At 41.8% G+C, this 25491-nt stretch carries 25 protein-coding genes and 2 other annotated features; all 25 genes read left to right on the top strand.

Going from position 1 to position 25491, the window contains the following annotated elements; translation table 11 throughout:
* Nucleotides 1-414: 414 nt before the first annotated feature.
* The gene (locus J2S07_RS16530; RefSeq protein ID WP_370872865.1) at nt 415-825 is read left to right on the top strand and encodes a CtsR family transcriptional regulator; all 411 of its coding nucleotides are present in this window, start codon (nt 415-417) and stop codon (nt 823-825) included.
* A gap of 81 nt (nt 826-906) precedes the next feature.
* Nucleotides 907-1455 (top strand): protein-arginine kinase activator protein McsA, encoded by a 549-nt coding sequence (gene mcsA / locus J2S07_RS16525; protein WP_307151511.1) that lies wholly within the window; start codon nt 907-909, stop codon nt 1453-1455.
* Between the two features lies 1 nt (nt 1456).
* Nucleotides 1457-2521 carry a protein-arginine kinase McsB gene (gene mcsB, locus J2S07_RS16520; protein ID WP_307151510.1) on the top strand — a complete coding sequence of 355 codons (1065 nt, stop codon included), beginning with the start codon at nt 1457-1459 and terminating at the stop codon, nt 2519-2521.
* A 23-nt stretch (nt 2522-2544) separates the two neighbouring features.
* Complete coding sequence (gene clpC, locus J2S07_RS16515) at nt 2545-4983, top strand: ATP-dependent protease ATP-binding subunit ClpC (protein WP_307151509.1); 2439 nt, start codon at nt 2545-2547, stop codon at nt 4981-4983.
* Between the two features lie 104 nt (nt 4984-5087).
* A complete protein-coding gene (gene radA, locus J2S07_RS16510) occupies nt 5088-6473 on the top strand; it encodes a DNA repair protein RadA (RefSeq protein ID WP_307151508.1) in 1386 nt (461 codons plus the stop codon).
* A 379-nt stretch (nt 6474-6852) separates the two neighbouring features.
* Nucleotides 6853-7878 carry a DNA integrity scanning diadenylate cyclase DisA gene (gene disA, locus J2S07_RS16505; protein WP_370872864.1) on the top strand — a complete coding sequence of 342 codons (1026 nt, stop codon included), beginning with the start codon at nt 6853-6855 and terminating at the stop codon, nt 7876-7878.
* 265 nt (nt 7879-8143) lie between these two features.
* Nucleotides 8144-9226 carry a PIN/TRAM domain-containing protein gene (locus J2S07_RS16500; RefSeq protein WP_307151506.1) on the top strand — a complete coding sequence of 361 codons (1083 nt, stop codon included), beginning with the start codon at nt 8144-8146 and terminating at the stop codon, nt 9224-9226.
* Nucleotides 9227-9242: 16 nt separating this feature from the next.
* Nucleotides 9243-9932 (top strand): 2-C-methyl-D-erythritol 4-phosphate cytidylyltransferase, encoded by a 690-nt coding sequence (gene ispD / locus J2S07_RS16495; protein WP_307151505.1) that lies wholly within the window; start codon nt 9243-9245, stop codon nt 9930-9932.
* The gene (gene ispF / locus J2S07_RS16490; protein WP_307151504.1) at nt 9932-10411 is read left to right on the top strand and encodes a 2-C-methyl-D-erythritol 2,4-cyclodiphosphate synthase; all 480 of its coding nucleotides are present in this window, start codon (nt 9932-9934) and stop codon (nt 10409-10411) included. The genes ispD and ispF overlap by 1 nt, the downstream gene beginning before the upstream one ends.
* Before the next feature lie 189 nt (nt 10412-10600).
* Nucleotides 10601-12061 carry a glutamate--tRNA ligase gene (gene gltX, locus J2S07_RS16485; protein ID WP_307151503.1) on the top strand — a complete coding sequence of 487 codons (1461 nt, stop codon included), beginning with the start codon at nt 10601-10603 and terminating at the stop codon, nt 12059-12061.
* A 45-nt stretch (nt 12062-12106) separates the two neighbouring features.
* Nucleotides 12107-12355, top strand: a binding site (T-box leader).
* Nucleotides 12356-12433: 78 nt separating this feature from the next.
* The gene (gene cysE / locus J2S07_RS16480) at nt 12434-13081 is read left to right on the top strand and encodes a serine O-acetyltransferase (RefSeq protein WP_307151502.1); all 648 of its coding nucleotides are present in this window, start codon (nt 12434-12436) and stop codon (nt 13079-13081) included.
* A 1-nt stretch (nt 13082) separates the two neighbouring features.
* A complete protein-coding gene (gene cysS, locus J2S07_RS16475; protein WP_307151501.1) occupies nt 13083-14480 on the top strand; it encodes a cysteine--tRNA ligase in 1398 nt (465 codons plus the stop codon).
* A 6-nt stretch (nt 14481-14486) separates the two neighbouring features.
* Nucleotides 14487-14912 carry a Mini-ribonuclease 3 gene (locus tag J2S07_RS16470; RefSeq protein ID WP_307151500.1) on the top strand — a complete coding sequence of 142 codons (426 nt, stop codon included), beginning with the start codon at nt 14487-14489 and terminating at the stop codon, nt 14910-14912.
* Nucleotides 14909-15649 carry a 23S rRNA (guanosine(2251)-2'-O)-methyltransferase RlmB gene (gene rlmB, locus J2S07_RS16465; RefSeq protein ID WP_307151499.1) on the top strand — a complete coding sequence of 247 codons (741 nt, stop codon included), beginning with the start codon at nt 14909-14911 and terminating at the stop codon, nt 15647-15649. Before J2S07_RS16470 ends, rlmB begins: the two co-directional genes overlap by 4 nt.
* Before the next feature lie 5 nt (nt 15650-15654).
* Nucleotides 15655-16164 carry an NYN domain-containing protein gene (locus J2S07_RS16460; protein ID WP_307151498.1) on the top strand — a complete coding sequence of 170 codons (510 nt, stop codon included), beginning with the start codon at nt 15655-15657 and terminating at the stop codon, nt 16162-16164.
* 70 nt (nt 16165-16234) lie between these two features.
* Nucleotides 16235-16894 (top strand): RNA polymerase sporulation sigma factor SigH, encoded by a 660-nt coding sequence (gene sigH, locus J2S07_RS16455; protein WP_307151497.1) that lies wholly within the window; start codon nt 16235-16237, stop codon nt 16892-16894.
* A 231-nt stretch (nt 16895-17125) separates the two neighbouring features.
* Nucleotides 17126-17269, top strand: coding sequence for a 50S ribosomal protein L33 (rpmG, locus tag J2S07_RS16450; protein ID WP_307151496.1), 144 nt, complete (start codon nt 17126-17128; stop codon nt 17267-17269).
* Between the two features lie 51 nt (nt 17270-17320).
* Entirely contained in the window at nt 17321-17500 is a 180-nt protein-coding gene (gene secE, locus J2S07_RS16445) for a preprotein translocase subunit SecE (protein ID WP_307151495.1), read from the top strand.
* A 141-nt stretch (nt 17501-17641) separates the two neighbouring features.
* The gene (gene nusG, locus J2S07_RS16440) at nt 17642-18175 is read left to right on the top strand and encodes a transcription termination/antitermination protein NusG (protein WP_307151494.1); all 534 of its coding nucleotides are present in this window, start codon (nt 17642-17644) and stop codon (nt 18173-18175) included.
* Between the two features lie 170 nt (nt 18176-18345).
* Complete coding sequence (rplK, locus tag J2S07_RS16435; protein ID WP_141434103.1) at nt 18346-18771, top strand: 50S ribosomal protein L11; 426 nt, start codon at nt 18346-18348, stop codon at nt 18769-18771.
* A gap of 149 nt (nt 18772-18920) precedes the next feature.
* The gene (rplA, locus tag J2S07_RS16430; RefSeq protein ID WP_307151493.1) at nt 18921-19619 is read left to right on the top strand and encodes a 50S ribosomal protein L1; all 699 of its coding nucleotides are present in this window, start codon (nt 18921-18923) and stop codon (nt 19617-19619) included.
* Nucleotides 19620-19669: 50 nt separating this feature from the next.
* Nucleotides 19670-19814, top strand: a sequence feature (ribosomal protein L10 leader region).
* Nucleotides 19815-19977: 163 nt separating this feature from the next.
* Entirely contained in the window at nt 19978-20478 is a 501-nt protein-coding gene (rplJ, locus tag J2S07_RS16425; protein WP_307151492.1) for a 50S ribosomal protein L10, read from the top strand.
* Between the two features lie 55 nt (nt 20479-20533).
* Nucleotides 20534-20899, top strand: coding sequence for a 50S ribosomal protein L7/L12 (gene rplL, locus J2S07_RS16420; protein WP_307151491.1), 366 nt, complete (start codon nt 20534-20536; stop codon nt 20897-20899).
* A 110-nt stretch (nt 20900-21009) separates the two neighbouring features.
* Nucleotides 21010-21615, top strand: coding sequence for a class I SAM-dependent methyltransferase (locus J2S07_RS16415; RefSeq protein WP_307151490.1), 606 nt, complete (start codon nt 21010-21012; stop codon nt 21613-21615).
* 266 nt (nt 21616-21881) lie between these two features.
* Nucleotides 21882-25439: a DNA-directed RNA polymerase subunit beta gene (rpoB, locus tag J2S07_RS16410; RefSeq protein WP_307151489.1), complete on the top strand. Its 3558-nt coding sequence runs from the start codon at nt 21882-21884 to the stop codon at nt 25437-25439.
* Nucleotides 25440-25491 lie beyond the last annotated feature (52 nt).

Here is a 25491-nt window from a genome sequence, read left to right as displayed (position 1 = left end):
GCTTCTGCGCCGATGGTAGTTAGGGGACGAGCCCTTGTGAGAGTAGGACGTTGCCGGGCGAGCGAAGAGTATCCAGTAGAGGGTACTCTTTTTTTGATCCATATTTTTGCTTTCAGGAATAGAAATACCCCAATTCATAAAATGCATTTACCCCAAAAGACGTTTGAGAACCCCAGAAAGTGGAGAAATTAAAGGGGTACCGACCGTCATCATCTTAGAGATTTACCCTCTACATAATAATGATATATACCAATTCAAATCAACTTTTTCAACCATAGGATGCATCAACTTCATTGCAAAAGGTCCGTTTCTTCATGTATAATGAAAGTCAAATATAGTCAAAGTCAGATAGGAGGAGGCTAAGTGAGAAACATCTCCGATATCATTGAACAATACTTAAAAAAAGTATTGGAAATGAGTGAAAAAGAGATTGTTGAAATCAAAAGAAGTGAAATTGCGGACAAATTTCAATGTGTACCCTCTCAAATAAACTATGTTATAAATACACGTTTCACCATGGAAAAGGGCTATATCGTGGAGAGCAAGAGGGGTGGCGGGGGCTATATTAGAATCATGAGAGTACAAACTTATGACTCTGCTGAGCTTATTGATCAACTGCTATCTCTCATCGAAAACCGCATTTCGCAAAATAGCGCTGAACATGTAATCCTCAGACTTGTCGAGGAGGAGGTCATCTCTCAAAGAGAGGCAAAAATTATGCTTAGCGTCATCGATCGCTCGGTATTATATATCGACCTTCCCTATAGGGACGAACTTCGGGCGAGAATGTTAAAAGCCATGCTCATTACTCTTAAATATAAATAAAGGCACTCTCGAACGTAATGTGGTTATTGGTTTGAGAAAATGAGTCTAAATAAATCTCGCGTAATCTAAGAGGTGAATATTATGATTTGCCAAGAGTGTAATGAAAGACCAGCTACACTTCATTTTACAAAAATTAATAACGGTGAAAAAACAGTTTATCATCTGTGCGAGCAATGTGCACAAGAGAAAGGTGAAACTTTCGTGCTCAATACAGGGGCGGGTTTTTCTATCAATAATTTATTGGCAGGACTACTCAATATGCAGAATAGCTTTCAGCCTGCTCAAAAAACTCCTATCTATCAAAAGGAAACACTGCAATGTGAAGTATGTTCTATGACCTATCAGCAATTTATTCAAATTGGGCGATTTGGCTGTGCCAACTGCTATGAAACCTTTAAGGAACAAAATAAACCGATCCTAAAACGTTTGCATAGTGGAAATTGGACCCATAATGGAAAGATACCAAGTCGTATTGGTGGTGGAATCCACCTTCGTAAGCAAATTGATAGCCTCAAGCATATGATTAAGGAGCTCATTTCACGTGAAGAATTCGAAAAAGCAGCGGAAATTCGCGATGAAATTAGGTCCCTAGAAAAGCAACTTGATCATGGTATTGAGGGAGGGAATTAAGATGTCACTGGAAAAATTCTTAAATCAAGCCGTCAGTTCGTGGATGAGTGCAGAAGGTCCAGATTCAGATATCGTCTTAAGCTCTAGAATTCGCTTAGCAAGGAATTTTCGTGATTATAAATTTCCGACGGTTTTTTCAAGCGAAGAGGGAAGAAAGGTGATAGATTCCGTTTATGAGAGCGTAAAAGACCATTATTTTTCTAATGTTGGGACGCTTGAACTGCTAATCATGGATGAGCTCCAGCCATTGCATAAAAGGGTGCTAGTCGAAAAGCATTTGATCAGTCCTTATCTCGCAGAAGGCTCTACATTGGGTGCATGTATTTTATCCGATAATGAAGAGGTAAGTATTATGGTCAATGAGGAGGACCATATCCGCATACAGTGTCTATTTCCAGGTCTCCAAATTAAAGAGGCATTAAAGGTCGCGAATGAAATCGATGATCATATTGAACAGCAGGTTGATTATGCCTTCGATGAAACCATCGGTTACTTAACTAGCTGTCCGACCAATGTGGGAACAGGTATGCGAGCCTCCGTTATGATGCATCTCCCTGGCCTAGTCTTGACCCATCAGCTAAATCGGATCATTCCAGCCATCAATCAGCTTGGTTTGGTGGTTCGGGGGATATATGGAGAAGGAAGCGAAGCGTTAGGCAATATCTTTCAAATTTCAAACCAAATTACATTAGGAAAGTCTGAGGAAGACATTGTCGAGGATTTACAAAGCGTGGTGTCCCAGCTTATTGCCCAGGAAAGATCAGCAAGGGAAGCATTAGCGAAAACTTCAAACATACAATTAGAAGATAAAGTGTTTCGTTCATATGGAATCCTATCAAATTGTCGAATCATTGAGAGCAAAGAGGCGGCAAGCTGTCTATCGGATGTAAGACTTGGCATTGATATGGGATATATCGAAAATATATCGAAAAATATTTTGAATGAACTCATGATACTTACACAGCCTGGTTTTCTACAGCAATATGCAGGCGGTCCTCTTAGAGCAGATGAAAGAGATATCCGCCGGGCGTCATTAATTAGAGAAAGATTAAATCTAGATAAATAAACTCGGTAAGGAGGATATAGATTATGATGTTTGGACGTTTTACAGAAAGAGCTCAAAAGGTATTAGCATTAGCGCAAGATGAAGCAAATCGACTTGGGCATAATAATATTGGAACAGAGCATGTGCTCCTTGGCTTAGTACGAGAAGGAGAAGGGATTGCAGCGAAAGCTCTATATGCACTTGGTCTAGGGGCGGAAAAAATTCAGGAGGAAGTGGAGAACCTCATTGGACGAGGACAAGATGTTTCCCAAACGCCTCATTATACACCTAGAGCAAAAAAGGTAATTGAGCTATCAATGGATGAGGCTCGTAAATTAGGCCATTCCTATGTAGGAACTGAGCATATCCTCCTTGGGCTAATAAGAGAGGGAGAAGGGGTAGCTGCTCGAGTATTAAATAATCTCGGAGTTAGTTTGAACAAGGCCCGCCAACAAGTCCTCCAGCTCTTAGGAAGCAATGAGTCCGGAAGTCATCAAGGCGGATCCTCAGCTAGTGCTAATACGCCAACACTTGATAGCCTTGCCCGGGATTTAACGGCGATTGCTCGTGAAGGAAGCTTAGATCCCGTCATTGGCCGTAGCAAAGAAATCCAAAGAGTCATTGAAGTATTAAGTCGCCGTACGAAAAATAATCCTGTTTTAATTGGAGAGCCTGGAGTCGGAAAAACAGCCATCGCCGAAGGACTTGCTCAGCAGATTGTTCATAATGAAGTCCCTGAAATTTTACGGGACAAAAGGGTGATGACGTTGGATATGGGAACGGTCGTCGCTGGCACAAAATATCGTGGTGAGTTTGAGGATCGTCTCAAAAAGGTCATGGACGAAATCCGCCAAGCTGGCAACATCATTCTGTTTATCGATGAGCTTCATACATTGATTGGTGCAGGTGGGGCAGAGGGAGCGATCGATGCATCGAATATTCTTAAGCCTTCTCTTGCTCGTGGTGAGCTGCAATGTATCGGTGCAACAACCCTTGATGAGTATCGGAAGTATATCGAAAAGGATGCAGCATTAGAAAGACGTTTCCAACCGATTACGGTGGATGAACCAACAGCAGAGGAGTCCGTCCAAATTCTAAAAGGCTTGCGAGATCGCTATGAAGCCCACCACCGTGTTTCTATTACGGATGAGGCCATTGATGCGGCGGTTAAGCTATCCGATCGTTATATCTCTGACCGCTTTCTTCCAGATAAGGCGATTGATCTAATCGATGAAGCTGGCTCAAAGGTTAGACTTCGTTCCTATACAACACCACCGAACTTGAAAGAGCTAGAAATGAAGCTTGAGGAGGTTCGTAAAGAGAAGGATGCGGCGGTTCAAAGTCAGGAATTTGAAAAAGCGGCTTCCTTAAGAGATTCTGAGCAACGTCTCAGGGAGCAGCTTGAGGAAACGAAGAAATCCTGGAAGGAAAAGCAAGGGAAGGAGAATTCTGAGGTAACCGTTGAGGATATAGCTAGCGTCGTGTCAAGTTGGACGGGAATTCCTGTCTCAAAGCTTGCCCAAACAGAAACACAAAAGCTTCTTAATTTAGAAGAAATTCTTCATTCACGGGTGATTGGACAGGAGGAAGCAGTTAATGCGATTTCCAAGGCAGTACGCCGTGCCCGAGCTGGATTAAAGGATCCGAAGAGACCGATTGGTTCGTTCATCTTCCTAGGACCAACAGGAGTCGGAAAAACAGAGCTTGCTCGTGCATTAGCAGAAGCGATGTTTGGGGATGAAGATGCGATGATTCGCGTCGATATGTCAGAGTATATGGAGAAACATTCTACCTCAAGACTTGTGGGCTCGCCTCCGGGATATGTTGGTTATGAAGAGGGTGGCCAGCTAACGGAAAAGGTAAGGAGAAAGCCATATTCCGTCATCCTGCTAGATGAGATTGAGAAGGCACATCCAGATGTCTTTAATATACTTTTACAAGTGCTAGAGGATGGCCGTTTGACAGATTCGAAGGGGAGAACAGTGGATTTCCGCAACACTGTACTCATCATGACGTCAAACGTCGGAGCAGAGTCGTTAAAGAGAAATAAGTATGTGGGTTTTAATGTTCAGGATGGGGAACAGGATTACAAGGATATGAAGGGCAAGGTTATGGAAGAATTGAAGAAGGCATTCCGTCCAGAATTCCTGAACCGCATAGATGAAATCATTGTTTTCCATGCATTAGAAAGAAAGCATTTAAGGAACATTGTGAATCTAATGTCTGATCAGCTTATTAAGCGCTTGAATGAGCAGGATATTAAGCTTCAATTGACTGAAGCGGCCATTGAAAAGATTGCTGAAGAAGGCTACGACCCAGAATATGGTGCTCGTCCGCTTAGAAGAGCGATTCAAAAGCATATTGAGGATCGCCTTTCTGAAGAGCTTCTGAAAGGAGCCGTTTTAACGGGCCAGTTTGTCACAATCGATGTGGAGAATGGCGAATTTACCGTTAAATCAGGCACCCCGCAGCTAAACAAATAATACGACCTGAGGTATTCACTGGAAGATGAGTGAATACCTCATTTCTTTTTTGACCATTTTGTATTAAGGTTAAGAAAAGACTTAATGGGCGAGGATGAAGGCATTTGAAAAAAGTAAAAACAGTCTATATATGTTCAAGCTGTGAAACCCAGCACCCCAAATGGCAGGGATTTTGCAATGGATGTGGGGAGCGGGGTACCCTTAAAGAAGAAATGAGCGGTGGAGAAACGAAGCAAATAAAACCGCGGGTAGCCAAAAGCAATATTCCTGTAAAGCGGTTGTTAGATACCAGCTCTTCCAAAAGTGACCGAATGATCACCTCGATTTCTGAATTTAATCGAGTCATGGGCGGGGGGATTGTAAGGGACTCGCTTTCAATTATTACGGCAGTACCTGGAGCTGGGAAGTCGACACTGCTTTTACAAGTGAGTCAGGATCTGGCCTCAAAAGGCTACAAGGTCCTTTATGCTTCTGGGGAAGAAAGCGAAAGCCAAATCAAGAACCGCGCGGAACGAATCCTTCCATCCATCCATGAAAATATTTGGATTCACTCGGACACAAGCATGAATAATGTTCTGGGCATTATTGATGTAGTTGATCCTGATATGATCATCATTGATAGTATTCAAACCTTTGTTCTTGAGGAATATCCATCAAGACCTGGCAGCCCGACGCAAACGATGGAATGTGCGAATGCCCTTTTGAAGGTTGCAAAGAGCTCGGAACGGCCCCGGGCAGTCATTATGGTCGGGCAGATGACAAAGGATAATGAGCTCGCTGGCCTGCGCGCTCTTGAGCATTTAGTCGATACCGTTCTTGTGCTTGATGGGGAGGATGGGGAAGAATTAAAGCAGCTCTCTGCAAGCAAAAATCGCTACGGAAGCACGGGTGAAATGGGATTTTTCTCAATGGAGGAGGATGGTCTCAGGGCGATTGATAATCCATCGGAATTCTTTATTACGCAAAGAGATGAAATTGTGAGTGGCAGTGCGTTAACGGTTATAAAAGAGGGGACAAGGCCGATTATTGTAGAGGTGGAAAGCCTTGTTTCCCCAACCTTTACCCCGTATCCTTCCCGCATTGGTGAGTGTATGCGAAAGGACCAAATTAACACGTTAACAGCCATCCTTGAGCAGCGAGCGGGCTTGCAAATGCTGACGCAAAATGTCGTGATCAAAACAACAGGAGGCATTCGATTAAAGGAGCAGTCTAGTAACCTGGCTGTTCTCATGAGCATTGTTTCCTCCTACAAAGGAAAAGGGATTCCGAATGATGTTGTCTTTATTGCGGACATCGGGTTGACAGGGGAGCTCAAAAAAGTCCCGACGCTAGAAGCACGTATTCGAGAAATTGAACGGATGGGCTATCGGAAGGTATATATTGCCCGCCGTGCATTAAGAAATCCCGATACCTTCAAGAACATCGAGATTATTGCGTGTAATACCCTATCAGAAGTCATCGATAAGGTTTTTAATGCTACACCTTTCTAATACATGGGATTCCTTCGGGGATCCTTTTTGCTCTTATTCTTTGGCTCTTTTCTCAAACATTGTTGCTTTTGAACAATAAATATTTAGACAAACGATGTTTGATGCAGTCTATCTGTAGAAACTACGGAGAAAAGTGCTGCTCAATCTATGCGTATCACACGACTGGTATGAAACGGAATGGCCGGTATTAAGGACATTCCAGAACTACAATCCGTGCGAAAACAGCCTATTCTTTTGAATATTTCCCTCATATATCCATATCCTTTAATAAAGGGGATCGAACACTTGTCCTTTTCCTGCATAAAAAAAGTTATGAGGGAGGTTTGTCCATTTGGAAAATAAAAGGGCCGGCGAAATAACGGTTACGGAAATACTTCAGATGATTGCCCCAGGTACACCGATACGGGAAGGAATTGACAACGTCCTCCGTGCAAATACAGGAGGACTTATTGTATTTGCATCTAATGATAAGGTGAAGGACATCGTGGATGGTGGTTTCCAAATTAATTGCACATTTTCTCCCAGCTATCTTTATGAACTCGCGAAAATGGATGGGGCGATCATTCTTAATGAAAACGGGGATAAAATTCTCATTGCCAATGCCCAGCTGGCTCCCGACCCAAGTGTTTCATCTACAGAAACAGGGATGCGGCATCGCACAGCGGAAAGAGTCGCCAAACAGACGAAATCTTTGGTTATCGCCATCTCCCAAAGAAGGAATGTTATTACTCTATACCAAGGTAATTTTCGCTATGCTCTCCGTGAGATAGCAGTAAATTTGACAAAGGCAAACCAAGCGCTGCAAACATTAGAAAAATATAAGGTCGTCCTTGAACAAAGTATTGCGAATCTAGGGGTATTAGAATTTGAGGAAATGGTCACTTATAGTGATATCGTAAAAGTAATTCGGCGTCTGGAAATGGTTCTGAGAATCAAAAATGAACTGCTTTCCTATTTGAGTGAACTAGGGACGGAGGGGAGACTCATTCGTTTGCAGATGAATGAGCTACTTGCTGACATTGAAGAAGAAGCGGTCTTAATTATCAAGGATTATGCCGCTCATGATGACGTCAATCCTTTTTCAACGCTAAAAAAACTACAGGATCTCGCCCATGGAGAAATGCTAGAGGATTCAGCCGTCTTGAAATTAATGGGCTATCAGGGCTATGTTCATATTGATGAATATAAATGCCCAAGGGGCTTCCGAGTTCTGAATAAAATTACGAGGCTCCCTCCTGTGATTATTGATAATCTTGTCAATCAATTCAAGGAACTCCGTCATATTGTCGCAGCCTCTGTTGAGGAACTGGACGAGGTTGACGGAATTGGGGAAGTACGTGCGAGGAAAATTAAGGAAGGGCTGAAGCTTATTAAGGAGCAGCTGTTTGCGGATAGACATATATAGACTAAGCACAGAGTGATTGAAACTTTTGGCAAACCGATTTATGTTGCTATTTGTGAAAGAGTACTCATTTGACACTTTTTTTCCACGATGCTACCCTTAAAGTGTAATAATTTTTTTATAAAAAGGAAAAATAATGAGTGGGAAAATCACTCTATTTTTCTAATATATCAATCATATTTCAGACAGCTAACAATCTTTGAAAAACGTCGTAATATTACGTTTTGAATTTTGGATTTTGTTTATAATGATAAAAGGAGGTGAAGGAATGCTCAAACGTATTATTCAAGCATGCTTTCTCATTACGGGTGGTACGCTTGGAATATTCCTAATTGGAGATCTATTATCTTTAATCAATCTTGATGATAACACAATCATTAATAACCCTTATGTAACCGCCATACTTGGTGCTATTATTTTTTATCTTATTTCTTTTTGGGCGGTTGACTACGTCGCAAACTTTGTTAAATGGTTTGAAGAGTCACTGATCAAGGTTCCAATTGCTGATATTTTATTTGGAAGTGTGGGTTTGTTTTTTGGTTTGGCGATTGCATTTCTAGTTGGCTTTGCCTTAAATATGATTGAAGTACCGATTTTAAATACGGTCGCACCCATTCTTTTAACGCTTTTATTTGGTTATTTAGGCTCTCAGGTGGGTCTCAAGAAGCGGCATGAACTCATGTCTCTTTTTACAAGAAACAAGAAAAAGACAAGTGAAGAAGAAGCAGAGACTCCTGTGAAGAATGTACTCAAAATCTTAGATACAAGCGTCATAATTGATGGTAGAATTGCGGATATTTGCCAAACGGGATTCCTAGAAGGAACCATCGTAATTCCGCAATTTGTTCTCGAGGAATTGCAGCATATTGCCGATTCTTCCGATGTGCTCAAAAGAAATCGTGGGCGCAGGGGTCTTGATATACTGAACCGTATTCAAAAGGAACTCTCTATCAATGTGGAGATTTATGAGGGAGACTTTGAAGAGATTCAAGAGGTAGATAGCAAACTTGTGAAACTAGCAAAGCTAACAAATGGTGTTGTGGTAACGAATGATTTCAACCTCAACAAGGTTTGTGAGCTGCAGAAGGTTTCTGTATTAAATATTAATGACTTAGCCAATGCTGTGAAGCCGGTTGTTCTTCCTGGAGAGGAAATGAGCGTACAGGTGATTAAAGACGGGAAGGAACACAACCAAGGCATTGCATATCTAGATGACGGAACGATGATCGTTGTTGAAGGCGGCCGCGATTATATTGGGAAGCATATTGAGGTATTGGTGACAAGTGTACTGCAAACGTCAGCGGGCCGAATGATTTTTGCCAAGCCCAAATTATTAGAACGAGCATTGTAAAAAGAGGAGTTTGGTTATGGCTTATGAAGTCATTATTCCTGCCGCAGGACAGGGGAAAAGAATGGGTGCAGGAAAGAATAAATTGCTGTTGGAATTAAAGGGCATTCCTGTTTTCATTCATACATTACAGGTCTTTGAACGAGATGAAAAATGTGACGGGATCGTTTTGGCGATATCCCCTCAAGATGAAGAGGAATTTAACATCCTCTTAAAAGAGCATCAAATTAAAAAAATAAAAGCGATCGTCTATGGCGGGAAAGAGCGGCAGGATAGTGTTTATCACGGCTTGGAAGCCGCTGGTTCAGAAGGAATTATTCTTGTTCATGATGCAGCAAGGCCTTTTATTGATGTTCCTACCATTCATAAGTCGGTTCATGTAGCCAATGAATACGGAGCAGCTGTCGTAGCGGTGCCGGTAAAGGATACGATAAAAAGAGTTCTTTATGATGAAGTGGTTGAAACGGTAGATCGATCAAGCTTGTGGGCGATTCAAACCCCACAAGCTTTTCGTATTTCCATATTAAAAGAAGCCCATCAGCATGCTAAGGATACGGGGTTTTTAGGAACGGATGAGGCAAGTCTTGTCGAAAGAATTCAACATCCCGTAAAGATTGTGGAAGGAAGTTATGATAATATTAAGCTGACCACAAAGGAAGATTTGTATTTTGCTGAAGCGATCTTAAAGAAGATGAAAGGTGATACATGATGTTTCGAATTGGACAAGGCTTTGATGTACATCAATTAGCAGAAGGAAGGCCTTTAATCATTGGAGGAATTGAGATTCCATATGAAAAGGGACTACTAGGACATTCTGATGCGGATGTGCTTTTACATACGATTACAGATGCATGCTTAGGAGCAATTGGAGAGGGAGATATCGGGAGACATTTTCCTGATACAGACCCTGCATTTAAGGATGCTGATTCAGCCAAGCTGCTCGAGCATATTTGGAAAATGATTAGGGAAAAAGGCTATGAGCTCGTTAATGCCGATTGTACGATCATTGCCCAGAAGCCAAAAATGGCTCCCTATATTGAGCCGATGAAAGCAAGAATTGCTGAATTACTAGAGTGCACACCAGAGCAAATCAATGTGAAGGCAACGACAACAGAGCAGCTTGGTTTCACTGGAAGAGGAGAAGGGATTGCTGCACAAGCAGTTGTTTTGCTGCAAAAGGCAAAGTAATCCTTGTTTAATATTGGATGCTGGCTTTAGCCATATACGTATATGTGAACGAGTTTTACTCGGTACGAGTAACGTAGAGAACGTATACGTATATGGCGGTAAGAGTCACATTCTAGTTTCACATGGACTACTTTTAAAACAGCTAATCACGTGGTATCATTATTTCGATATAGAGGTAGGAGGAGCAATATGTCAAGTGATATTCGGGTTCGTTACGCACCAAGTCCAACAGGACATTTACATATTGGGAATGCGCGTACAGCATTATTTAACTATTTATTTGCGAGAAATCAGGGTGGTAAATTCATCATTCGCATTGAAGATACAGATAAGAAGAGGAATATTGAAGGCGGAGAGGAGAGCCAGCTCAAATATTTAAAGTGGCTAGGAATGGATTGGGATGAAAGCATTGATCTAGACGGGGGCTATGGCCCATACCGTCAATCAGAGCGAAATGAAATCTATGAACAGTATTATCAGGAGCTTTTAGACAAGGGCTTAGCGTATAAATGCTACTGTACAGAGGAAGAATTAGAGGCAGAAAGAGAAGCCCAAAGCGATTCCAAGCAAATTGCTGGATATTCAGGTAGATGTCGTCATCTTTCAGCAGAAGAAAGAGAGAAATTTGAACAAGAGGGACGAAAGCCAAGCATTCGCTTCCGTGTTCCTGAAGGCAAGGTGTACGCTTTTGATGACATGGTGAAGGGTCATGTTTCCTTTGAGTCGGATGGCGTGGGAGGAGACTTTGTTATCGTGAAAAAAGATGGTACGCCAACCTATAATTTTGCGGTTGCGGTCGATGATTATCTCATGAAAATCTCCCATGTTCTACGAGGGGATGACCATATTTCCAATACGCCAAAGCAATTAATGATTTATGAAGCATTAGGCTGGGAAGCACCTATTTTTGGGCATATGACACTAATCGTCAATGAAAGTCGGAAAAAGCTAAGCAAGCGAGATGAATCGATCATTCAATTTATTGAGCAATACGAGGAGCTTGGGTATCTTCCAGAGGCATTATTTAATTTTATTGCCTTACTTGGATGGTCTCCAGCTGGTGAAGAAGAGATCTATTCTAAAGAAGATTTGATTCAAATTTTCGATGCGGAGCGTTTGTCAAAATCACCAGCATTATTTGACAAACAGAAGCTTGCCTGGATGAATAATCAATATATCAAAAAGACGGATATTGAGAAGCTTGTTGAGATTTCCTTGCCTCACTTAATCAAAGCTGGACGAGTACCAGAACAGATGACTGATCAAGAGCTGCAGTGGGCTAAGGGCTTAATCGCTTTATATCAGGAGCAAATGAGCTATGGAGCAGAAATTGTGGAGCTTTCGGGTCTCTTCTTTAAGGATGACGTAGAGATGGATGAGGAAGCAAAGGAAGTCATTGCGGATGAGGATGTCCCAGCAGTATTAGCGGCTTTCCTGCAGGAGGTTGAACAGCTCGAAGAATTTACAGCTGATGAGATTAAGCAATCCCTCAAAGCTGTGCAAAAGGCAACGGGTCAAAAAGGGAAGAAGCTCTTTATGCCAGTTCGTGTTGCAACAACGGGTCAAACGCACGGACCAGACCTACCGAAAGCAATTGCGCTATTAGGCCGTGAAAAGGTTGCCAGCCGTTTAAAGCAGATTTTGGGTTAACAGATTGAAAAAAGTGTAATATAGTATATATACGAATTTCATAGTTGAAAAATGTTGATGAGGAAAAGTAGAAAAGTGATGCTTTAAAGAGAGAACCAACTTGGGAAAATATTTGTTTTTCCTCGGCTGAAATTGGTTCAGGCCCCTCGCTTTTTGAAATGCGCCTCTGAGTCCCACTTCGAACAAGGCCCTGTCCTCCAGTAGATTTGGGCGGATTGCTTCCGTTACAAGTGTAGAGTTGAGGCTGATTATAGCCTAAACAGAGTGGAACCGCGTAGATTATACGTCTCTGTCATGTTGACAGAGGCGTTTTTATTTGGAGAAAACGGCTTTCGTATGGAAAAAGAGCCTTGGAGAAAAGGGGGTTGGAAAATGTTTAAAAGACTGAAGGAGGATATTGAAGTTGTTTTTGAACAGGATCCAGCGGCCAGAACCTATTTAGAAGTCATCTTGACCTATTCTGGCTTACATGCGATTTGGGCGCATCGCGTTGCCCACGCATTTTATAAGCGAAAATTATTTTTTATTGCTCGAGTCATTTCACAGGTGAGTAGATTTTTTACTGGAATTGAAATTCATCCCGGTGCCAAAATAGGCCGCCGCTTTTTCATTGATCATGGCATGGGTGTGGTCATTGGAGAAACCTGCGAAATTGGTGACAATGTAACCGTCTTTCAGGGTGTTACCTTAGGTGGTACGGGAAAGGAAAAGGGAAAACGTCATCCCACGATTAAGGATAATGCGTTAATCGCTACAGGTGCCAAGGTGCTTGGTTCGATCACCGTCGGGGAAAATTCAAAGATTGGCGCAGGCTCTGTGGTTCTGAAGGAGGTCCCTCCGAACTCGACAGTGGTTGGCATACCAGGAAAGGTCGTCATTCAGGATGGAGTCAGACTTAATAAGGACTTAAATCATTCTGATTTACCGGATCCGGTGGCCGATCGTTGCAGAATCATGGAGGAGCAAATTAGGCAACTACAAGAAGAATTGAAGGAATTACAGCGTGAAAGGAGCCATTAATATGGGCATTAAAATATATAATACGCTAACGAGAAAAAAGGAAGAGTTTGTTCCACTAGAAGAAGGCAAGGTCAAAATGTATGTTTGTGGACCAACTGTCTATAATTATATTCATATCGGAAATGCACGCCCTGCCATTGTTTTTGATACAGTAAGGAGATATTTGGAGTTTCGTGGCTATGATGTGAATTATATTTCCAATTTTACAGATGTGGATGATAAGCTGATTCGAGTCGCTGGCGAGCTCGGGGAAGAGGTGCCGGTCATCGCCGATCGTTTTATTCAGGCTTATCACGAAGATGTTCAGGCGCTAGGATGCCGTCAAGCAGATACCCATCCTCGTGTCATGGAAAATATGGACATCATTATCGGTTTTATTGCTACTTTAATTGATAAAGGCTACGCGTATGAATCAGAAGGCGACGTGTATTTTCATACACGTAAATTCAAGGAATACGGAAAGCTTTCCCATCAATCGATCGATGAGCTTCGTATCGGTGCACGTATTGCTGTAGGGGAAAAGAAGCAGGATGCACTGGATTTTGCCCTATGGAAAGCGGCAAAGCCAGGGGAAATTTATTGGGAGAGCCCATGGGGAAAAGGTCGTCCAGGCTGGCATATCGAATGCTCCGCGATGGCTAGAAAGTACCTAGGGGACACCATTGACATTCATGCCGGGGGCCAGGATTTAGCCTTTCCACACCACGAGAACGAAATTGCCCAATCGGAGGCATTGACAGGCAAAGAGTTTGCACGATATTGGATGCATAACGGTTATATTAATATCGATAACGAAAAGATGTCTAAGTCATTGGGGAATTTTGTTCTCGTTCATGAAATTATTGAGCGCCATGATCCTCAAGTGTTGAGGTTTTTCATGCTATCTGTTCACTACCGCAATCCAATCAATTATTCGGAGGAGCTCCTTGAAAATACGCAATCAGCTCTCGAAAGGATTAAGACATCCTTCCAAAACCTTAAGCATCGGATTGAGGCTAGCTCTAATCTAACGGAAAATGATCAGCATTGGCTCGATCAGATTCAACAGCAGCACGGAGAATTTATTGAGGCGATGGATGATGACTTTAATACAGCGAATGCCATTTCAGTTCTTTTCGAATTATCCAAGCTTGCGAATCTGTATCTGATGGAAAAAAATACGGCGGTTACTGTCATTGAAGCTTTCATCAACGAATTCGAAACTCTTTTTGGAGTGCTGGGTTTAACACTTGAAGAGGAAATGCTGCTCGATGAAGAAATTGAAGAGCTGATTCAAAAACGAATCCAAGCACGCAAAGACAGGAATTTTAAGCTAGCAGATGAGATTCGTGATCAACTGAAGGATATGAACATCATTTTAGAGGATACAGCACAGGGCACTCGCTGGAAAAGAGGCTAATCGAAGATGCTTGAGTATGAACATCATTTAGAGGTAAAGCAATTAAATTCTTTGGCTCTAGCTTATATGGGTGATTCCGTCTATGAGGTCTATGTCCGCGAGCATCTTTTGCAAAATGGCAAGGTGAAGCCCAATCATTTGCATAAGGAAGCAACTCATTATGTATCAGCCAAGGCACAGTCGAGTATCATCCATTCTTTACTTGAACAGAAGCTCTTAACAGACGAAGAAATCGCTGTGGTCATGAGAGGGAGAAACGCAAAGTCAGGTACCGTACCGAAAAATACCGATGTACAAACCTATCGGTACGGTACGGCTTTTGAAGCATTAATTGGTTACTTGTATCTAATGAGACAGGAAGAACGGTTAGAGGAAATTATTGAGAAGTCCTTTGAGATTGTGAAGGATAAGAAGGGAGGAGTCACAACATGAATCAAGATTATATTATCGGCAAGAATCCAGTCATCGAAGCGTTAAAATCTGATCGGGATGTTAACAAAATTCTCATTGCGGAAGGCTCACAAAAGGGGCAGATGCAGCAGGTAATTGGACTTGCGAAGGAGAAAAATGTTCTCGTTCAATTTGTACCAAAGAAAAAAATTGATGGACTTGTTGAAGGGAATCATCAAGGAGTCATTGCCCAGGTGGCGGCCTATCAATATGCGGAGCTAGATGATTTATTTTCAATTGCCGAACAGAGAAACGAGGCTCCCTTCTTTATTCTTTTAGATGAAATAGAAGATCCTCATAATCTTGGATCGATCATGAGAACGGCAGATGCAGTTGGTGCCCATGGGATTATTATTCCAAAGCGTCGTGCTGTAGGGCTGACGGCAACGGTTGCCAAAGCCTCAACAGGAGCGATCGAATATATTCCAGTTGTTCGAGTCACTAATATGGCAAGAACAATAGATGAATTAAAGAAACGGGGCGTATGGATTGCAGGTACGGATGCATCGGGGAAAGAGGACTTCCGCACCTTTGATGGCACTTTACCATTGGGTCTTGTGATCGGAAGTGAAGGAAAAGGGATCGGGCGACTGGTTCGAGATAAATGTGATTTTCTCATTCGTTTGCCGATGAAAGGACAAGTGACATCATTAAATGCTTCTGTAGCAGCAGCACTTCTCATGTATGAAGTTTTTCGAAAACGTACCCCTCTTGAGTGATGAAAATGGACATCCTCATTGTGGACGGTTATAACATCATCGGTGATTGGCCAGAGTTGAGAGCCCTGAAGAGTAAAGATTTAGCAGCGGCCAGAGATCGCTTGATTGAGAGAATGGCAGAGTATCAAGCGTACTCTGGCTACCGTGTGATTGTAGTTTTTGACGCACAATACGTTAAAGGGGTCGAAAAGAAACTTCGAAATCATCAAGTGGAGGTTATTTTTACCCGAACAAATGAAACTGCCGATGAACGAATTGAAAAGCTAGCGATCGCGTTAAGCAATCGCAGAACTCAGGTCCATGTCGCAACCTCTGATTATACAGAGCAGTGGGCGATTTTTGGACAAGGAGCTCTACGGAAATCCGCCCGTGAGCTATTAATAGAGATGGAATCGGTGGAAAAGAAAATTGAAAACAAAGTCAAAAAAATTCAAGAAAAAAGCCCAAATTCGAAGATACCTCTTAGTCCGGAAGTGGCAGAAATTTTCGAAAAATGGCGCAGAGGTGAGCGATGAGCGGTTGACGGGGGAAAAACGGCTACTGTATAATATTTCTAACTAGCTTGTGCGGTCGGAGGGATCGAACTTGAGTGCTGACTACAGAACAAAGGGCGATGAGAGCTTTATTGATTACATCCAGCTTGAGGATGAAGAGTTAGTAGAATTGGTTCATCAAGGGACTGGTGAAGCCTTGGATTACTTGATTCACAAGTACCGTAATTTCGTGCGGGCAAAAGCTAGATCTTATTTTTTAATTGGAGCGGACAAAGAAGACATTGTTCAAGAGGGAATGATAGGTTTATATAAGGCAATTCGTGATTTTAAGGAGGACAAGCTCACTTCTTTTAAAGCGTTTGCAGAGCTGTGTATCACGAGGCAAATTATTACGGCCATCAAGACGGCAACAAGGCAGAAGCATATTCCGCTTAATTCTTATGTTTCTTTGGACAAGCCTATTTATGATGAGGAATCGGATCGAACGTTAATGGATATTATCTCTGGTGCAAAGGTGATGGATCCAGAGGAGCTGATTATCAATCAGGAAGAGTTTGATCATATCGAAGTGAAAATGGCGGAGCTTCTAAGCGATTTGGAACGAAAGGTTCTGGCCCTCTATCTTGATGGACAATCCTATCAGGAGATATCCGAGGAATTGAATCGGCATGTTAAGTCCATTGATAATGCGCTCCAAAGAGTAAAGAGAAAACTAGAGAAATATTTGGAAGTAAGAGAGTTGACGTTGTGATGGTGGTCGCCGATGGACGAGCGCACTCCGCATTTCTTATTGTCTAGCTCCATGCGCTATCGGCTCTTTGGTTTACAGCCAATCCGTCAAGGAGATTAAAGGACAATCTCCATGCCGGCTCGTCTTTACTTGTCGCCGATGGACGAGCGCATTCCGCATTTCTTATTGACACTAATGTTTGTCCATGTTACAGTTTTATAGATAAAATAGATGAAATTAGTGGGTGACAAGATGAATAAAAAGGTTGCCCTTGCTTGCAGTGTTTGTGGCTCAAGAAATTATTCTACCACAAGCAAGAAGGAATCAGAGCGATTGGATCTTAAGAAATTTTGCAGCACTTGTAATGCTCATACAATCCATCGAGAAACGAAATAGATGAAAGTTTAAATAGACTAGCAATCCCTTAAAAAGTTGGAGGTCTCACTCATGCAACGCATTGTAAATTTCTTCAAAGACGTTGGTCGTGAAATGCAAAAGGTCAGCTGGCCGAAGCGTAAGGAATTAACAAGCTACACGATTACCGTTATCGCCACTGTCGTATTCTTTACCGTCTTTTTTGCCGTCGTTGATTTAGGAATTTCTGAATTGATTCGATTAATTCCTTGAATAACCTAGGTATCTTAATGGTATAATGGAAAATATAACAGCAATTTTTTTACAAAGCCCGGTGACGGGTTTTTTAATTTGCAAAAAAATAGACAGGCCTATTTTGAATTGTAGGGAGGGAAGGACAAATTGTCCTGAAGAATGGAAAAGAATTGGTATGTAGTCCATACTTACTCTGGTTACGAAAATAAAGTAAAAACAAATCTCGAGAAGCGTGTCGAAACGATGGGCATGCAGGATAAGATTTTTCGAGTAATCGTCCCAGAGGAAGAAGAAACAGATATTAAGAATGGCAAGAAGAAAACAGTTAAACGCAAGGTATTCCCTGGGTACGTTTTAGTTGAACTGATCATGACTGATGACTCTTGGTATGTGGTTCGAAATACACCAGGTGTAACAGGGTTTGTTGGTTCCGCAGGCTCAGGCTCTAAGCCCACCCCACTTTTACCAGAAGAAATTAATTCCATTCTAAAGAGTATGGGTGTTGAAGAAAAACGCATCGATATTGATTTCGAGATGGGTGAATCCGTTCGCGTGAAGGAAGGTCCTTTCGCTAATTTCACGGGCTCAATTGAAGAGATCGACAAGGATAAAGCGAAGCTGAAGGTTCTTGTGAATATGTTTGGCCGTGACACTCCAGTTGAGCTTGATTTTACACAGATTGAAAAAATTTAATCCGAAAAACTTGAAATCGGCCTTGAAAAGTGATAACATTTCAAAGGTCAGTATGTCTCATTGTAGACAAAATATTGTCGAGTTCTTTATTTTTATATAAAGAAAACTAGATGAGTGGGAGGGGAAATTGCCCCTATTACCACATCACGGACTTTAAGGAGGTGTGTCTCGTGGCTAAAAAAGTAATTAAGGTTGTTAAATTGCAAATTCCTGCAGCTAAAGCGAATCCAGCACCACCAGTTGGACCTGCATTAGGTCAAGCCGGTGTTAATATCATGGGATTCTGTAAAGAGTTTAACGCTCGTACAGCTGAACAAGCTGGTTTAATCATACCTGTTGAAATTACGGTATTTGAAGACCGTTCATTTACGTTTATTACGAAAACTCCACCTGCTGCCGTTCTTCTTAAGAAAGCAGCTGGAATCGAGTCTGGTTCTGGTGAACCAAACCGTAATAAAGTAGCGACAGTTAAGCGTGACAAGGTACGCGAGATTGCTGAAACCAAAATGCCAGATCTAAATGCAGCTAGTGTTGAAGCAGCTATGCGCATGGTTGAAGGTACTGCACGCAGCATGGGTATCGTTATCGAAGACTAATCCATGCAAATTGTTTAAGGTTGATTAAGAGGTTGCGACGTTGAATTTAGTTTCACTCGCAACCTTTGTTCTGTGGAAAAACACTTGTGTTTTTCTGAAGTGGGAGGTTAGGTTATTCCGCTAAAACCACAATCAAGGAGGAAATTATAATGGCAAAAAGAGGTAAAAAGTATTTAGAAGCTACTAAGCTTGTAGATCGTTTTAAAGCTTACCCAGTTGAAGAGGCAATCGATCTTGCCAAGAAAACAAACGTTGCTAAGTTTGACGCAACCGTTGAAGTTGCATTTCGTTTAGGAGTAGACCCTAAGAAAGCGGACCAACAAATCCGTGGAGCAGTCGTTCTTCCAAACGGAACTGGTAAAACTCAACGTGTTCTCGTATTTGCTAAAGGTGAAAAAGTAAAAGAAGCAGAAGCTGCTGGTGCAGATTATGTTGGAGATGCAGAATACATCAACAAAATCAACCAAGGTTGGTTTGAGTTTGACGTAATTGTTGCAACACCTGATATGATGGGTGAAGTTGGTAAGCTTGGTCGTGTATTAGGACCTAAAGGCTTAATGCCAAACCCTAAAACAGGAACAGTTACATTTGATGTAACAAAGGCAGTTCAAGAAATCAAAGCTGGTAAAGTTGAATACCGCGTTGATAAATCTGGAAACGTTCATGTACCTATTGGTAAAACATCATTTGATAACGAAAAGCTTGTTGAAAACTTCAACACAATTTTCGATACAATGGTGAAAGTGAAGCCTGCTGCTGCAAAAGGCACATACATGAAGAATGTAACGATTGCCACTACAATGGGACCTGGAGTTAAGGTAGATCCTTCTTCTGTTTCTGGAAAATAAAAGTAATTGACAACGGGAATGATTTTTTATATAATCTATTCTGTTGTGAAAATATAATAACATTTGTACCGCAGACAGTAGGGGCATTGCGCTTAATTATCCTACCGAGGTCATACGATAGATTGAACTTAGTTGTTATGTAACTATTGTATACTACCTCCATGTCTGTTGATGTGGAGGTTTTTAACTTTATCAAACAGAAGCTTCCGCTTCTGCTCGATAAAGTTAGCCTCCGGCAGATGCCTCAGATTTTTAAAGGAAATTTTTCGAGCTTGCTCGAAAAAATCTGGGCGCAAATACGCCAAAGTGTATTTGATTGTGTCGGTATGAATGTAGAAATTCTACAGGAGGTGTAAAGATGAGCAACGCTATCGAACAAAAGAAACTAATCGTAGACGAAATCGCTGATAAACTTAAATCAAGTGTATCAACAGTTGTCGTTGATTACCGTGGTTTAAACGTTGCCGAAGTAACAGAGCTTCGTAAACAGCTACGTGAGGCTGGAGTAGAATTCAAGGTTTACAAAAATACTCTAACTCGCCGTGCGGCAGAAGCTGCTGAACTTACTGGATTAAACGAGGTTCTTACTGGACCAAATGCGATCGCATTCAGCACTGAGGATGTTGTAGCACCAGCAAAGATCATTAACGAATTCGCAAAGAAGAATGAAGCTCTTGAAATTAAAGCAGGTGTTATCGAAGGAAACGTTGCAACTGTTGAAGATATCAAAGCTCTTGCCGATCTACCATCTCGCGAAGGCTTACTATCTATGCTACTCAGCGTGCTTCAAGCACCTATCCGCAACCTTGCTCTTGCTACAAAAGCTGTGGCAGATCAAAAAGAAGAACAAGGCGCATAAGCTAGAAACTTTTTTGACCATTTAAAATAAAACAATTCCAAGGAGGAAAATAATCATGACTAAAGAACAAATCATTGAAGCAGTTAAAAATATGACTGTTTTAGAATTAAATGACCTAGTAAAAGCAATCGAAGAAGAGTTTGGCGTAACTGCTGCTGCTCCTGTAGCTGTTATGGGTGGAGCTGCTGCTGGTGCAGCTGCTGAAGAGCAAACTGAATTTGACGTTGTTCTTGCATCTGCGGGCGACCAAAAAATTAAAGTAATCAAAGTGGTTCGTGAAATCACTGGTCTTGGACTTAAAGAAGCAAAAGAACTTGTTGACAACACTCCAAAAGCAATCAAAGAAGGTGCTTCTAAAGAGGAAGCTGAAGAAATCAAAGCTAAACTTGAAGAAGTTGGAGCAAACGTTGAAGTTAAGTAATTTTTGATTAGGAAAATAGCTCGCTCTCGTAGCGGGCTTTTTTGCTTTTTGTGAGAATATTACTTATAATTGCGATTCAGGAAGTATTTTTAGATGCTAGAGGTGAGGCCATGTCTGATCATTATTATTCTCGGGAGCAAAAGGTGGAAAGCAACCCGTCCTTTTGGGACTTCACATTAAGAAATCACCGTATGAAATTTAAGACGGATAGTGGAGTTTTTTCAAAAAGGGAGGTAGATTTTGGTTCGCGGTTATTAATAGAAGCCTTCGAGCCACCTAGTGTGGAGGGTGACATATTGGACGTCGGATGTGGATATGGCCCGATCGGCTTATCCATTGCAAAAGACACCGGCCGTCATGTACATATGGTCGATGTCAATGAACGAGCTCTGTCACTTGCAAAGGAAAATGCTGCCCTTAACCAGGTTGGGAATGTTTCTATATATGAAAGTGACTGCTTGGTAAATGTTAAGAGCTACGATTTTGCCTGTATTCTAACCAATCCTCCGATTCGAGCAGGGAAAAAGATTGTTCATCAAATTTTTGAACAAAGCTATTCATATTTGAAAGAGAACGGGGAACTATGGGTCGTAATTCAAAAAAAACAGGGAGCACCCTCCGCCATTGAAAAATTAACGGACGTTTTTGGGAATGTTGAAACATTTGAAAAGAAAAAAGGTTACTATATTTTACGCGCAAAAAAATATTTGACTTGACATTTCCATTATGTTAACATTATACAATGCCAACATATTATAAACTGGCGCCTGTACTAAATTCAACAAAAATTGTATAAAGTTGGTTTTAGTGGGGGAAACTAACAAAATAATAGTTTGAAGTGTGAAGAATGTGGTTTTGAGAATAAAACCCTTTTTCTTTTTGTCTTATAAGATAGAAGGCTTTTGGCTAATTAGCCACTTTCTAATTTTCTTATAAATTTGCAGTATATGCACTATAACGCTTGATTTGAGGGGTGAATCAGTTGACAGGTCAACTAGTTCAGTATGGACGACACCGAGAGCGTAGAAGTTACGCACGAATCAGTGAAGTTTTAGAATTACCAAATCTTATTGAAATCCAAACCTCTTCTTATCAATGGTTTCTTGATGAGGGATTACGTGAAATGTTCCAGGATATTTCACCGATTGAGGACTTCACAGGTAATCTATCGCTTGAATTTATTGATTACAGTCTTGGCGATCCGAAATATTCTGTTCCGGAATCGAAGGAGCGAGATGTTACATACTCAGCACCGCTTCGTGTGAAGGTACGTCTTGTTAATAAAGAGACGGGTGAAGTCAAGGATCAGGATGTATTTATGGGAGATTTCCCACTAATGACTGAAACAGGAACATTCGTCATTAATGGAGCAGAACGGGTAATTGTTTCACAGCTAGTCCGCTCACCGAGTGTGTATTATAGCGGAAAAGTAGATAAAAATGGAAAAAGAGGCTATACAGCTACAGTAATCCCAAACCGTGGTGCTTGGCTGGAATATGAAACAGACGCCAAAGATGTAGTTTATGTGAGAATTGATCGTACGAGGAAATTACCTGTTACGGTTCTTTTGCGTGCGTTAGGATTCGGCTCCGATCAAGAAATATTAGATCTGATTGGAGACAACGAGTATCTTCGAAATACCCTTGAAAAGGACAATACGGAAGGTACAGACAAAGCGCTCTTAGAAATTTATGAGCGTCTGCGCCCAGGTGAACCACCTACAGTTGAGAATGCTAAAAGCTTATTGGTGTCAAGATTCTTTGATCCTAAACGATATGATCTTGCAAACGTAGGTCGTTATAAAATCAACAAAAAACTCCATATAAAGAACCGTTTGTTCGGGCAACGCCTTGCTGAAACGCTAGTAGATCCTGAAACAGGTGAAATTATTGCGGAGAAAGGCGTCATGCTTGATCGTCGTACTTTAGATCGTATTATCCCAAATTTAGAGAAAAATATTGGTTTCAAAACATTAAGCCCAATTAGTGGCGTAGTTGAAGATGATGTTCTTTTACAATCAATTAAAATCTATGCTCCAAATGAAGATGATGAGAAAGTAATTAACGTGATCGGGAACGCCTACGTTGAAGAGGCGGTCAAGAATATTTCACCTGCAGATATCATTGCTTCCATCAGCTACTTCTTTAACCTTCTTTATGGAGTAGGAGATACAGATGATATTGATCATTTAGGAAATCGTCGTTTGCGTTCTGTTGGGGAATTATTGCAGAACCAATTCCGTATTGGTCTTTCACGGATGGAACGTGTTGTTCGTGAAAGAATGTCTATCCAAGATACAAATACCATTACTCCACAGCAGTTAATTAATATTCGCCCAGTTATTGCTTCGATTAAAGAGTTCTTCGGAAGCTCTCAATTATCTCAGTTTATGGACCAGACCAATCCTTTAGCGGAGTTAACGCATAAGCGTCGTCTCTCAGCACTAGGACCTGGTGGTTTAACTCGTGAACGTGCTGGAATGGAAGTTCGTGACGTTCACTACTCTCACTATGGACGTATGTGTCCAATTGAGACTCCTGAGGGACCGAATATTGGACTTATTAACTCGTTATCATCTTATGCAAAGGTGAATCGCTTTGGATTTATCGAAACGCCGTATCGTCGTGTCGATCCGGAAACAGGCAAGGTAACCAATCATATTGATTACTTGACTGCGGATGAAGAGGATAATTATGTTGTTGCCCAAGCAAATGCACGCTTAGGGGAAGATGGCGCATTCTTAGATGAAGATATCATCGCTCGTTTCCGTGGAGAAAATACCGTCGTTCACAGAGATCGTGTTGACTACATGGATGTTTCGCCTAAGCAGGTTGTTTCTGCTGCGACAGCATGTATTCCGTTCTTAGAAAACGATGACTCCAACCGTGCACTAATGGGTGCGAACATGCAACGACAAGCTGTTCCGTTAATGCAACCGGAAGCTCCTCGAGTGGGTACTGGAATGGAATATGTATCTGGTAAAGACTCTGGTGCGGCCGTTATTTGTAAGCGCGAAGGTATTGTCGAGCATGTTGAGGCTAGAGAAATTTGGGTTCGCCGTGTTAAAGAGGTTGATGGTCAAGAGGTAAAAGGTGATCTTGACAAATATAGATTATTAAAATTTGTTCGTTCCAACCAAGGTACATGCTATAACCAACGTCCAATTGTTAAGGTTGGTGATCGTGTAACAAAGGGAGAAATTCTTGCTGATGGTCCTTCTATGGAGCTTGGGGAATTGGCTCTTGGTCGTAATGTGCTTGTTGCATTCATGACATGGGACGGCTATAACTATGAAGATGCGATCATCATGAGTGAACGTCTGGTAAAAGATGATGTCTATACTTCTATTCATATTGAAGAATATGAGTCAGAATCTCGTGATACCAAACTAGGACCAGAGGAAATCACTCGTGATATTCCAAATGTTGGGGAAGATGCACTAAGAAATCTGGATGAGCGCGGCATCATTCGCATTGGAGCAGAGGTAAAAGACGGAGATCTGCTCGTTGGTAAAGTCACGCCTAAGGGAGTGACCGAATTAACTGCGGAAGAGCGCTTGTTGCATGCAATTTTCGGAGAGAAGGCACGTGAGGTTCGTGACACATCCCTTCGTGTACCGCATGGTGGCGGTGGAATCGTCCATGATGTTAAGGTATTTAATCGTGAAGATGGTGATGAGCTTCCTCCAGGTGTCAATCAGCTCGTTCGGGTTTATATCGTTCAGAAACGTAAGATTCATGAGGGCGATAAAATGGCTGGTCGACACGGTAACAAAGGGGTTATCTCCCGAATTCTTCCTGAGGAAGACATGCCGTATCTACCAGATGGTACACCAGTAGATATCATGTTGAATCCATTAGGGGTTCCTTCTCGTATGAACATCGGTCAGGTATTAGAGCTACACCTAGGGATGGCGGCTAGACAGCTTGGCATTCACGTTGCTTCTCCTGTATTCGACGGAGCGACAGAGGAAGATGTCTGGTCAACCATTGAAGAAGCTGGCATGGCTAGCGATGCCAAGACGATCCTCTATGATGGTCGTTCTGGTGAACCGTTTGATAACCGTGTTTCCGTAGGGGTTATGTATATGATTAAGCTTGCACACATGGTTGATGATAAGCTTCACGCTCGTTCTACCGGTCCTTATTCACTCGTTACTCAGCAGCCGCTAGGCGGTAAGGCTCAGTTTGGTGGACAAAGATTTGGAGAAATGGAAGTGTGGGCATTAGAAGCCTACGGTGCAGCCTATACCCTTCAAGAAATTTTAACCGTCAAGTCCGACGATGTCGTTGGACGTGTTAAAACATATGAAGCAATCGTTAAAGGCGAGAATGTTCCTGAGCCAGGAGTTCCGGAATCCTTCCGCGTGTTAATGAAGGAGCTTCAAAGCTTAGGTCTTGACGTGAAAATTCTTTCAGGTGACGAGAAGGAAATTGAAATGCGTGACCTAGAAGATGATGATGAACAGCAAGCAGAGTCGTTAACAGTTGCTCCTGTAACCGAAGAATTTGAATCAGAAAAAGTTGGTTCAAAAGAATAATATATCCGCACGCTCTCAAAAAAACTCCTGCTTCCCTCATCGCTTATAGAAA

Source organism: Anoxybacillus andreesenii (assembly GCF_030813005.1).
In the GTDB taxonomy this organism is placed as follows: Bacteria; Bacillota; Bacilli; order Bacillales; family Cytobacillaceae; genus Robertmurraya; species Robertmurraya andreesenii.
Note: the sequence above shows the minus strand (reverse complement) of the source record. Positions and strands in the feature narration are given on the sequence as shown.

Bases quoted from the DNA above. Each gene is read 5' to 3' on its own strand.
- J2S07_RS16415 (WP_307151490.1), top strand. From the start codon at position 21,010: ATGTCTGATCATTATTATTCTCGGGAGCAAAAGGTGGAAAGCAACCCG.
- rlmB (WP_307151499.1), top strand. From the start codon at position 14,909: ATGAATCAAGATTATATTATCGGCAAGAATCCAGTCATCGAAGCGTTA.
- cysE (WP_307151502.1), top strand. From the start codon at position 12,434: ATGTTTAAAAGACTGAAGGAGGATATTGAAGTTGTTTTTGAACAGGAT.
- clpC (WP_307151509.1), top strand. From the start codon at position 2,545: ATGATGTTTGGACGTTTTACAGAAAGAGCTCAAAAGGTATTAGCATTA.
- nusG (WP_307151494.1), top strand. From the start codon at position 17,642: ATGGAAAAGAATTGGTATGTAGTCCATACTTACTCTGGTTACGAAAAT.
- gltX (WP_307151503.1), top strand. From the start codon at position 10,601: ATGTCAAGTGATATTCGGGTTCGTTACGCACCAAGTCCAACAGGACAT.
- J2S07_RS16470 (WP_307151500.1), top strand. From the start codon at position 14,487: ATGCTTGAGTATGAACATCATTTAGAGGTAAAGCAATTAAATTCTTTG.
- ispF (WP_307151504.1), top strand. From the start codon at position 9,932: ATGTTTCGAATTGGACAAGGCTTTGATGTACATCAATTAGCAGAAGGA.
- rpmG (WP_307151496.1), top strand. From the start codon at position 17,126: ATGAATAAAAAGGTTGCCCTTGCTTGCAGTGTTTGTGGCTCAAGAAAT.
- mcsA (WP_307151511.1), top strand. From the start codon at position 907: ATGATTTGCCAAGAGTGTAATGAAAGACCAGCTACACTTCATTTTACA.
- cysS (WP_307151501.1), top strand. From the start codon at position 13,083: ATGGGCATTAAAATATATAATACGCTAACGAGAAAAAAGGAAGAGTTT.
- rplJ (WP_307151492.1), top strand. From the start codon at position 19,978: ATGAGCAACGCTATCGAACAAAAGAAACTAATCGTAGACGAAATCGCT.
- J2S07_RS16500 (WP_307151506.1), top strand. From the start codon at position 8,144: ATGCTCAAACGTATTATTCAAGCATGCTTTCTCATTACGGGTGGTACG.
- J2S07_RS16460 (WP_307151498.1), top strand. From the start codon at position 15,655: ATGGACATCCTCATTGTGGACGGTTATAACATCATCGGTGATTGGCCA.
- J2S07_RS16530 (WP_370872865.1), top strand. From the start codon at position 415: ATGAGTGAAAAAGAGATTGTTGAAATCAAAAGAAGTGAAATTGCGGAC.
- mcsB (WP_307151510.1), top strand. From the start codon at position 1,457: ATGTCACTGGAAAAATTCTTAAATCAAGCCGTCAGTTCGTGGATGAGT.
- ispD (WP_307151505.1), top strand. From the start codon at position 9,243: ATGGCTTATGAAGTCATTATTCCTGCCGCAGGACAGGGGAAAAGAATG.
- secE (WP_307151495.1), top strand. From the start codon at position 17,321: ATGCAACGCATTGTAAATTTCTTCAAAGACGTTGGTCGTGAAATGCAA.
- disA (WP_370872864.1), top strand. From the start codon at position 6,853: ATGATTGCCCCAGGTACACCGATACGGGAAGGAATTGACAACGTCCTC.
- rplA (WP_307151493.1), top strand. From the start codon at position 18,921: ATGGCAAAAAGAGGTAAAAAGTATTTAGAAGCTACTAAGCTTGTAGAT.
- rplL (WP_307151491.1), top strand. From the start codon at position 20,534: ATGACTAAAGAACAAATCATTGAAGCAGTTAAAAATATGACTGTTTTA.